The organism is Terriglobales bacterium (assembly GCA_035454605.1).
GTDB lineage: Bacteria > Acidobacteriota > Terriglobia > Terriglobales > Acidobacteriaceae > DATMAB01.
The window spans coordinates 1-7,717 of sequence record DATIGQ010000088.1 but is presented as its reverse complement, the minus strand read 5'-3'; the positions used below and the strand labels follow the sequence as shown (position 1 = coordinate 7,717).

The window sequence follows — 7,717 nt, the reverse complement described above, 5'->3', positions numbered from 1 at the left end:
GCGCGCGGTCGAAATCACCGATGCCGAACACTTCTCGCTGGGCCCGAGTCATGATTTGTTCACGATCGACGCCAACCTGCCCGAGTTCGACGTGGCCCCGGATGGCAAGCGCTTCCTCATCCAGCGCGCGGGCCCGGGCGCGTCCCCGCCCATCAGCCTGGTGCTGCACTGGGAGAGGCTGGTGGAGAAGTAGGGTCGTCCCTACGGGACTTGGGGCGTCAATTTCGCTTCCCGGCGCTAAGGCGCTGGGCTACGATGCGTCGCCTGCGGGGCTTTGTTCTTGCCTCCCCGTTCCTTACCCACCGGGCGATGCTGGCTCCGCGCAGGGCCTCGAAGTAACCTCGTCGCCGGTTACTCCAACGCACCAAGTTAACCAATAGCCCGAAGGTGGCGGGCGGGGCTGGGGGCCATTGGCGGCATGGTAATCTCAATCTGCTCTGCGGTTTTCGCTGCCACCTTCGCGTGACAGTGAAAAAGAACAATTTCCGGCGGCTGCTCGGAACCTTCGAGACCCTCGCCGACCTTGGTCCGGAACTGACCGCGGAACGGGACTTTCCCGAGACCGCGCGCGTCATGCTTACCCTTCTCCTGGAAGCCCTGGGAGCGCGCGAAGGGGCGCTGTTCACTTACAGCGACAAGCCTGCCCTGCTGGCCTCGGTGGCGTGGCACGGCTTCGCGCTTTTCCCGGAGGCGGCGGTCATCCCGCTGCTGCCGCGGCACGTGCATGCGCTGCAAACGGCGCGCACCCCGCAGGCCCTGACCCCGAAGAGCTGCGACAACTTCCTGAGCTCGAACGGCAACGTGGCGCCGGAGCTGTTCAAGTGCATCGCGCCGCTGCGCGTGGGCTCTAAGCTGGTGGGCATGCTGGCGCTGGGACGGCGCGACGCCGACGCGGTGTACGAAGGCGATGAATTCGACGCCCTGGGCCTGATGGCCAACTACATCGCCCTGGCGGTGCACAATCACAGCCTGAGCCAGTCCCTGCAGCATCGCATCGCGGAGAACCTGCGCCTGCTGGCCTCGCTGCACAGCTTCTACGACCAGACGCTGGAGGCCTTCGCCAGCGCCATCGACGTGAAGGACGTGCACACGCACGGGCACTCGCTGCGCGTGGGGCGCTACGCCGCCGGCATCGCTACCAGCCTGGGCATGGACGAGACCGAGGTCAGCGGGCTGCGCGCCGCCGGCTACCTGCACGACATCGGCAAGGTCACCGTGGACAAGTACATCTTCGCCAAGCCTACGGCGCTGGGGCCGGAAGAGTTCCGGGAGATGGCCGACCACACCATCATCGGGCACAAGATCGTGAGCGGGGTGGAGTTCCCGTGGCCCAAGATCGCGGACGTGGTGCGCTGGCACCACGAGCGCTCGGACGGCTCGGGGTATCCCGATCGCCTGCGCAACGACGACGTGGTGGTGCCGGTGCGCATCACCGGCGTGGCCGACACCTTCGACGCCATGACCAGCCCGCGACCCTACCGGCAGCCGCTCTCGGTGGGTGAGGCCATCAGCGAGATCGTGCGCCTCTCGCCGCAGAAGTTCGATCCCAACATCGTGCAGGGCCTGCTAGTGCAGGTGCGCCGCGACGCCACCGGGCGCAACCGTCCCACCTTCCTCGATGAGCGCCTGGAGTGCAACATCGCCCCGACGGACGTAGACCAGGTGGCCGCCGCACTCAACTACCGCATCAACAAGGGCCGCGTGTACTCGGCCTGACCTTCTCCTTCAACGCAGAAACGGCTCAGATCGCGGAAACAGAGTCCATCCGCGAGATGGCGTTTGTGCTCGACCTGCCGGACGTGAACACTCATGAACTGAGGCGCACGAGTGCTTTCCGCCGACTCCAAGATTCGCATACGCACCGCTGCCCCAACGGAAGCGGCGGCAATTGCAGCCATCCTGTACGAGAGCTTCCTGGAATACAAGCCTATCTACACGCCGGAGGGATTCGCCGCCACGACGCCGCCGGCAGCCGAGATCGAGCGGCGGTTTGACGAAGGACCGATCTGGGTGGCGGTCGGCGAAGGCGCCATCGTGGGAACGGTGAGTGCGGTCTTAAAGTCGGGCCGGGTGTACGTGCGCAGCATGGCTATCCTGCCGGCGGCGAGGGGTCACGCGATCGGGCGGCGGCTCTTGGAGCTCGTCGAGCAGTGGGCGCAGGAACACGGGCACCGCGAGCTTTTCTTGTGCACAACACCATTCCTCGACCGAGCGATTCGCCTCTATGAAGGCCATGGCTTCCGGCGCAGCCAGGAAGGGCCACATGAGCTGTTCGGGACGCCGCTGTTCACGATGGTGAAGCGGTTGTGAAACGCCGCGTCGCATTCAGGAATACATTTCCGGATACAGTCGGCGGGCGCAATCCGGACAGATGCCATGGCTGAACTCGGCTTCGGAGCGCTCGCGGATGTAGTTCTCCATGGGGCTCCATTTCCCCTGCTCGTCGCGAATCTTCTTGCAAGAGGCGCAGATGGGCAGCAGGCCGCGCAGGGTCTTGACTTCGGCGAGCATGGCCTCGAGTTCGGCCGTGCGCTCACGGACCTTGTCCTCCAGGCCGGCGGCCAACGCCTCCAGTTCCTGGTTCAAGCGATTGCGCTCCGCCAGATTCTGCTCCAATTCGTGGTAGGAACGGAGGAGATTGACGGCCATGCCGGAGAATTCGGCGGAGAGATGCGCCACCTCCGCGGGCATCCCCGGGGAGGCCTCGAGCGGCGGGGACTCGGTCCGGGAAACCAATTGCAATCCGCGCACGTGGTCCACGAGATGGTCGAGCGGGCGCAGCACGCGGTTCGCAGCGGCGCGCGCGAAAACGATGGAGAAAGCAATGCCGGCCAGCGCCACCATGAGGGTCGCCAGGTAGTAGCGATCGACTTCCGGCGTGTGCTCGTGGGCATAGAAGCGCCAGTGCAGCACACTCAGGCCGAGCACCGGGACGGTGGTGGCCAGAACCAGAACATTGAGAAAGTAGAAGCGGAGCGTACGTAGCTGTTCCGCTACCGGAGCGCCGGCGACCCAGCCGCGCATCACGGCAATCCCGACTACAAGTTCGGCCAGCAGAACGTTGAGCAAACCGTTGAGCGGCGTGGTCGCAAGAATGAACCACGCGGCGGGCTGCGGCTGGCGCAGCACGACGACGTAGGTGAAGTAGAGCAAGGGAGCGCCGGCGAGCGCCCAGTAGAACAGGTCGGCAGCCAGGGGCATCCAGCGGCGGCGTACCAGGAAGCCGACTGCGGCGGCTTCCAGCACGAAGGGCAGCACGGCATGAGGATGACCCCACAGAGTGAGCGTCCGCGATGCCGCCAGAGCGGCCGCCAGCGCTCCCCAGTAGGGGCCATAGAGCAGAGCCACGGCCAGCGGTAAGATGCCACCGAGAATCAGCGATCCGCCGGCAAAGAGTGGAACGCTCCAGGAGTTCAGGGCAAAGCCGAGTATTCCCGCGGCGAGACTAACAAGGACGGTCTTTCTTTGCTCGTCGGACATGCTAACGCTCCGCCGCCACGGCGGCTTGGAGCAGCGCACCGCCGGGCACGAAGCCAGGCTCTGACTCCGTACGCAGGGATTCGCTCATGGGATTGTCTGGCGGCCCAACCGCGCGCGGATTATATGCCCGGCGGGGCGGAAGCTCGAAACGGCGGAGCTGCGTCAGCGGCGGAGAATGCTCTCGATCTGCCGGGTGTGGTTGATGTCGTGGCCGGCGAACATGGTGGCGACTCGGGCCACGGTCTCCTTGCCGCGTTCGGCGTGCATGCCGTACATGTGCCACTGCCGAGGCTTGAGGGAGCGCAGCAACAACAGGTTGCTGCGACGCAGAGCAGAAAACAGCTCCAGCGACTGCCTGGGATCCCGCCGCGCATAGTTGCCGACCTTCGCCCACTTCTCCTGGTCAAAGGCCTGGATGGGTGTGCCGCCAGCGCTGAGGATCATGCGCACGCGGTATCCTCCGACCATCTCCGACTCGGCCAAGTGAGCGAGAATCTCCGCCACCGACCACTTGCCGGGAGCGGGCCGGCGAAAGAGCTGCGCGCGGCTGCGCCCGCGGATCAGGCGCGCCAAACGCCCGGGCGTGGCCTGCTGCACTTCGAGTGGATTGCGGCCTTCCACGTAGCCCAGGATGCGCCGTATGTACTGCTGTACCGTTTCCGCCATATGCGTTTCACCTTAGCCGCAAGTGCTCGCGAACGCTATCCGGTTCTTGCGCCCGAATCCGGGTCTTTTTGCGGCCGACCTCCCTGATAACTACCTTTTTCTGCGCGCTTCTTCGACCACTTCCCGTGCTTCGGTGTCGAAGACGGAACCCATCACTTCCATCTCCTCGCTGCCTTCCTTGTTGCTGGCGGAGGACGCCAGCCGCGGCGTGCTTTGGCCCGTGAGGAACAGGCGGAAGTCCACCGCGGCTTCGTACTTGCCGGTTCCCAGACCGGTTGCGGCGCCGAAGAGCCCGCCCACCTTGCCGGGCGCCTTCAGCCGGGTAAGGTTGGTGTAAAGGATGAAGTCACAATTCTTTCTGCGGGCCTCCGCCTGTATGTCATCGGGACTGGTTGCGTCGAGAGGAACCGCCTCCGCTTCGTAGCCACGAATCTGCTCCATCAACATTTCGCGCGCTTGGGCGAGGTCGGCGGAACTCTTGGCCTTGTTCTCGAGGCGAACCACGCCAATGCGCAGCACGCCGCCACCTTTGCTCTGTGCGGGATGGTACGCTCCGGCCGCAGCGGTGGCTGCCGCCATATCTTCTTCACTCACCTGGCCCTTCATGGCCTGGGCCATCATGGCGCCCATATCGGGCGCGCACATCAGTTGCTGAAAGCTCGAGACTTCACGGTAGCCGGCGGGAAGGTCAAACAGGGCCGGGTCGAGCGTGGCGCGGGAGAGTTCAAGCGTCTCCGTGGAGGTGGTGAAGGACTGGCCGCCGGCCGTCATGGTCCGGGTTTCCTTGAGCGGATAACCCAACTGGCCGGCACCGGAGCGGCGGAAGCGCATCTTATCCTGGCACTCCGGCTTCTGCGGCGGCGCGACGCTCCGCGCGGAGGCGCGCGCCGCCGCCGTGTGGCAGGTCAGGCCGACGGAGACATTGGCGTACCAGCCATCGGTCTCCATGCTGAACTTCTCCTTGGCGCACGCATCGGGCGAGGGCTCGCTGCGCATGGAGCTCTTGATGTGCCGGGCGCTGAACTCGAACATCTGCTGGCGCTCGCCCGTGTCGGTGACGGTGTTGGTGAAGGTAACCACGCCGCCGCGTGGGGCGGCCGAGGACTTGGCGGCAGGCTGACGCGCGGAAGCAGGCTCCGAGGCGGCTTCTGCGCCCGTCTCGTCCTCGTCGCCGAACGGCGTCACCAGGTAGACCTTGCAGGCGTTGTTGATCTGAATCTGGCGCTTCTGGTCGCACTGCAGGACGGTGGTCACCGACATGCCAGGGCCGTAGCTCTGCTCACTGCGCTGGCGCGGGCCCTTGATGTACACCGTGCTTTCGCTGGTATGGCCGGCCATGGTGTTGCGCGTTTTCACCTTGACGTCGGCAAGCGCGACCGGCAGTTGTGCGGCCAGAAACAGGGCAAACACGGCCCAGGCAAACCTTCTCATGCGTCAACCCCCTTGGAGCACAGGCTAGACAGTCTGCCACAACCGGCAGCGGTTTGGCAGTGCGGAGCTCAGGAACCGGCGGGAGCGGGAAAACGCTGGTGGATGGCTGCGACCAGGGCGCGGTCGGCACGCAGGGAAACAATCTCCAGCGGCGAGAAGCTGCGACGCCACGCCAGATAGAAGGTCGCCATCAACAACACGCCGGTGATGGCGAAGTTGGGCCAGGAGTTGAGTGCCCACTGTCCGCTCCAGGTCCATTCCCAGGAGGAGAACGGCAGGAAGTACGGAATGGGCCACGGATCGCCGTCGGGCCCGCGCGCGCCCAGCACGTCGCAGAGCAGATGCAGGTGGAAACTGAGGAATACCAGCAAGGCCGTTTTGAAGCGCTGGCGCGCAATGGCAAAGGCGATCAGCGCCACCGCCAGCGCGAAGAAGACGTTGTGCAACATGTGGTGGTAGTCGGAGAACCAGGTGATGGGGTGCTGGGTGCCGGCGGTCAGGACCTCGGGTACCGCGCCCAGACCGTCCACGTCGGGGATAACGCCCGCGATGGCGACGGCGGCACGCTCGCGTCGGTCCAGCCGGGCGGAGTTGGCCACCATCCAGCCAAACAGGAAATGCGTGATGGGGCTCATGGGGATTTGGTGATTGCTTGATTTGGTGATTGGGTGATTTGCAAACCGCCCTTACACCTCCACGAACACGTCCTCCCCTTCGACCTTCAGGGGATAGACGGCGACCTTGGCGGCCGGATTGTGTGTGGCTTCCCCGGTCTTGGGGTCGTACATCCAACCGTGCCATGGGCACACGATCTTGCCTTCCACGATGATGCCCTGCCCCAGCGGGCCTCCGCGGTGCAGGCAGACGTTGTCCAGCGCAGTCAGATTGCCTGCCACGTTGGCCACGCAGATGGTGCGCTCGCCGCAGGGGAATTCGCGGGCCTCGTCGGCGGCGGGCAGGTCGGCCTTGGCGGCAATCTTCACAAACTCGGCCATGAACGTGTCCCTCTGAGAACTGAGAACCGGGAACTGAAAACTATTTCGGTTGCAGGGTCTGGGCGATCATCACCTGGCGCTTGAAGTTCTCCACCATGTTCTCCTCCAGGCGCACTTCCGTGGGGCGTTTGGCCAGGGTCATCTGGTCGATCTTGTCCTGCAGCTTGAGCAGGGCGTAGAACAGGTTCTCCGGGCGGGGCGGGCAGCCGATGACGTACACGTCGGTGGGCACGATTCGGTCCACACCCTGCAGCACCGCGTAGGTGTTGAAAGGCCCGCCGACCGAGGAACAGGCGCCCATGGAAATGCACCACTTGGGATCGGGCATCTGCGCCCAAATGCGCTGGATGACCGGCGACATCTTCAGGGTCACGGTACCGGCGACGATCATCAGGTCGCTCTGCCGCGGGCTGGGCCGGAAGACCTCGGAGCCGAAACGCGCGATGTCGAACCGCGCCGTCGAGGAGGCGATCATCTCGATGGCGCAGCAGGCCAGCCCGAAGGTCATGGGCCAGAGCGCGGACTTGCGCGCCCAGTTGAACACGTAGTCCACCGTGGTGATGAGGAAGTTCTTCTCGAACTTGTTTTGCAGCCAGGCCATAATCTTTCAGAGCAACGCGATCATTTCAGAAGCACCATGCTTGTGAACCGGGATCCCTCGCTGCGCTCGGGATTGCGCCTGTGGGCTCCCGGCCGCCAGGGCGGCCTCACGCCCACAAACCGGCTCAACTTGTTCTGCAGCCAGGCCATGGCGCTAGAGGAGTTCTTCGCCTCCCAGGAAACGAGTCTATGGGCGGGGCAAAAGAGTGTCAACCGGCTGTCCCACTTGCTCCGTCTGCGCTGCTCTGATAGAAATTGCGCCTCTTCTGTTCTGATCCGGAGCGCGTATGGACCTGACCCGACGCAGATTCCTCGAACTCACCGGCAGCGCCGCCGCGGCGGCCTTCGCCAATGAACTCTTCGGCCTGCCCGAACTGAACGCGCAAAACAGCGGCGGCAAGCCTTCGGCGGCACTTTCCGAGCTGGGCGAAGTGGCGCTGAAGCAAGCCAAGAAGCTGGGCGCCACCTACGCCGATATCCGCATCAACCGCTACCGCGACCAGGTGGTGGCGCTGCGGTCCACGCCCGACGTTGCCAACGGCAAG

The 7,717-nt window shown here is 64.7% G+C and carries 10 protein-coding genes; 4 read left to right on the top strand and 6 right to left on the bottom strand.

Features of this window, described 5'->3' with window-relative positions:
• From VLE48_06535 to VLE48_06525, 3 genes are all read left to right on the top strand, one after another.
• Nucleotides 1–193, top strand: a 193-nt coding sequence (locus VLE48_06535) for a hypothetical protein (GenBank protein ID HSA92652.1), incomplete at its 5' end; no start/stop codon positions are given.
• 269 nt (nucleotides 194–462) lie between these two features.
• Nucleotides 463–1,716 (top strand): HD domain-containing phosphohydrolase, encoded by a 1,254-nt coding sequence (locus tag VLE48_06530; GenBank protein ID HSA92651.1) that lies wholly within the window; start codon nucleotides 463–465, stop codon nucleotides 1,714–1,716.
• A 111-nt stretch (nucleotides 1,717–1,827) separates the two neighbouring features.
• Nucleotides 1,828–2,310, top strand: a complete 483-nt coding sequence (locus VLE48_06525) for a GNAT family N-acetyltransferase (protein ID HSA92650.1) — start codon at nucleotides 1,828–1,830, stop codon at nucleotides 2,308–2,310.
• A gap of 15 nt (nucleotides 2,311–2,325) precedes the next feature.
• Here VLE48_06525 and VLE48_06520 read toward each other — a convergent pair whose 3' ends face one another.
• From VLE48_06520 to nuoB, 6 genes are all read right to left on the bottom strand, one after another.
• Nucleotides 2,326–3,480 carry a hypothetical protein gene (locus tag VLE48_06520; protein HSA92649.1) on the bottom strand — a complete coding sequence of 385 codons (1,155 nt, stop codon included), beginning with the start codon at nucleotides 3,478–3,480 and terminating at the stop codon, nucleotides 2,326–2,328.
• Between the two features lie 162 nt (nucleotides 3,481–3,642).
• Entirely contained in the window at nucleotides 3,643–4,146 is a 504-nt protein-coding gene (locus VLE48_06515) for a DinB family protein (GenBank protein ID HSA92648.1), read from the bottom strand.
• A gap of 90 nt (nucleotides 4,147–4,236) precedes the next feature.
• Nucleotides 4,237–5,577, bottom strand: coding sequence for a hypothetical protein (locus VLE48_06510; GenBank protein HSA92647.1), 1,341 nt, complete (start codon nucleotides 5,575–5,577; stop codon nucleotides 4,237–4,239).
• 68 nt (nucleotides 5,578–5,645) lie between these two features.
• Complete coding sequence (locus VLE48_06505; GenBank protein HSA92646.1) at nucleotides 5,646–6,212, bottom strand: metal-dependent hydrolase; 567 nt, start codon at nucleotides 6,210–6,212, stop codon at nucleotides 5,646–5,648.
• A gap of 51 nt (nucleotides 6,213–6,263) precedes the next feature.
• Nucleotides 6,264–6,572 (bottom strand): Rieske (2Fe-2S) protein, encoded by a 309-nt coding sequence (locus VLE48_06500; protein ID HSA92645.1) that lies wholly within the window; start codon nucleotides 6,570–6,572, stop codon nucleotides 6,264–6,266.
• A 40-nt stretch (nucleotides 6,573–6,612) separates the two neighbouring features.
• The gene (gene nuoB, locus VLE48_06495; protein HSA92644.1) at nucleotides 6,613–7,173 is read right to left on the bottom strand and encodes an NADH-quinone oxidoreductase subunit NuoB; all 561 of its coding nucleotides are present in this window, start codon (nucleotides 7,171–7,173) and stop codon (nucleotides 6,613–6,615) included.
• A gap of 286 nt (nucleotides 7,174–7,459) precedes the next feature.
• On the opposite strand from nuoB, the gene VLE48_06490 reads away from it, so the two are divergent.
• Nucleotides 7,460–7,717 (top strand): hypothetical protein (locus tag VLE48_06490; protein ID HSA92643.1); only part of this gene is annotated, 258 nt, incomplete at its 3' end.

Excerpts from the sequence above, each read along its gene's own strand:
- VLE48_06515 (HSA92648.1), bottom strand. The coding sequence starts at position 4,146 with ATGGCGGAAACGGTACAGCAGTACATACGGCGCATCCTGGGCTACGTG.
- nuoB (HSA92644.1), bottom strand. The coding sequence starts at position 7,173 with ATGGCCTGGCTGCAAAACAAGTTCGAGAAGAACTTCCTCATCACCACG.
- VLE48_06505 (HSA92646.1), bottom strand. The coding sequence starts at position 6,212 with ATGAGCCCCATCACGCATTTCCTGTTTGGCTGGATGGTGGCCAACTCC.
- VLE48_06510 (HSA92647.1), bottom strand. The coding sequence starts at position 5,577 with ATGAGAAGGTTTGCCTGGGCCGTGTTTGCCCTGTTTCTGGCCGCACAA.
- VLE48_06520 (HSA92649.1), bottom strand. The coding sequence starts at position 3,480 with ATGTCCGACGAGCAAAGAAAGACCGTCCTTGTTAGTCTCGCCGCGGGA.
- VLE48_06500 (HSA92645.1), bottom strand. The coding sequence starts at position 6,572 with ATGGCCGAGTTTGTGAAGATTGCCGCCAAGGCCGACCTGCCCGCCGCC.